This is a genomic window from Burkholderia alba (assembly GCF_034721475.1).
GTDB classification, from domain to species: domain Bacteria; phylum Pseudomonadota; class Gammaproteobacteria; order Burkholderiales; family Burkholderiaceae; genus Burkholderia; species Burkholderia alba.
Window position 1 is genome coordinate 1 of the sequence record NZ_JAWJWL010000130.1, and the last position, 1,516, is coordinate 1,516.

General features: G+C 60.5%; 2 pseudogenes. Both read left to right on the forward strand.

The window, feature by feature from the left end:
- Positions 1-24: 24 nt before the first annotated feature.
- A pseudogene (locus RZR99_RS32780) lies at positions 25-567 on the forward strand (hypothetical protein); the annotation flags it as partial.
- Between the two features lie 207 nt (positions 568-774).
- Positions 775-1,516, forward strand: a pseudogene (locus RZR99_RS32785) (YadA-like family protein); the annotation flags it as partial.

Sequence of the window (1,516 nt, forward strand, 5' to 3'; positions counted from 1 at the left end):
GCCACCGCGGCAGGTGCAAGCTCGGTGGCGGTCGGCGATGGTGCGAACGCGAGTTCTAACGGTGCTGTGGCGATCGGCCAGAATGCCGTGGCAACTGGTGGACAAGCCGTCTCAATTGGCGTGGGTAACACGGCGAGCGGTAACGGCGCAGTCGCGATTGGTGACCCGAACACGGCAACTGGGACGGGCGCAGTGGCGTTGGGTGCAAACAATACGGCGAATGGTCAGGGTGCGGTGTCGTTGGGTAACGCGAACATTGCTACCGGCCAAGGTGCCGTGGCGCTCGGCAACACGTCGTCTGCAAACGGTGCAGGGTCGATCGCACTTGGTTCGAGCGCAGTGGCGAATAACGCGAACGATGTTGCGCTGGGTTCGAACTCGGTGACAGCGGCAGCGAATCCGACGGCGACCGGGACGGTTGGTGGTACGACGTACAGCTACGCGGGCGCGACGCCGTCGAGCGTGGTGAGCGTGGGTGCACCCGGTGCGGAGCGCCAGATCACGAACGTGGCGGCGGGTCGGGTAACAGCGACGAGCACGGATGCGATCAACGGTTCGCAGCTGTACGCGACGAATACAGCGATCAACAGTTTGTCGACGTCCACATCGACTGGCTTGTCGAGTGCGGTGAGCTCGATCTCGTCGCTGTCCACTTCGACATCGACTGGTATCAACTCGCTGTCGACCAGCCTGTCGACCACAGACAGTAATGTCGCATCGCTGTCGACTTCAACTTCAACAGGTCTGTCGAGCGCGACGAGCTCGATCACGTCCTTGTCTACATCGACCTCGTCGAGCATCGGCTCGTTGTCGACTTCGACGTCGACCGCGATTAATGCAGCGAAGACGCATTACTACAGCGTGAACGACAACGGCACGCAACAGGGTAACTACAACAATGACGGCGCCACCGGCATCAACGCGCTGGCAGCGGGCACTAACGCAACGGCGGCAGGCGCGAGCTCCGTGGCCGTCGGCGACGGTGCGAACGCGAAGTCGCTCGGCGCGGTGGCGATCGGCAACCATGCCAGCGTGATGGGAGTTCGTAGCGTTGCATTTGGGGATAGTGCTACCGCCGCGGAAGACTATAGTATTGCCATTGGCAATTTGGCTACCACGCAAGGAATGAATGGTGTCGGAACGGCACCTTCTGCGGTGGCTATTGGTCATCAAGCTAGTGCGAGTGCTGATAGTGCGACGGCCTTGGGTTCCGGAGCTTGGGCCAAAGGCATCGGGTCGTCCGCCTTGGGGAACGATGCTCGGACCTTTGGAAATGGCGCCGTTGCGGTCGGAGGCGGAGATGGAAAGCATACGCAGATTACTGACGCGTATGGCGCTAATTCAGTGGCGATCGGCGCTGCATCAACGGCTGGATCGTCGTCTGATCCGACGTTAAACAACGATATTGCAATAGGAAGTGGCGCGCAGGCAACTGGGGGCAATTCGATCGCGCAAGGTTCGAATGCGTTGGCTAATTCCGCGGGTGCTGTTGCAATTGGTCAAACTGCAACCGCGA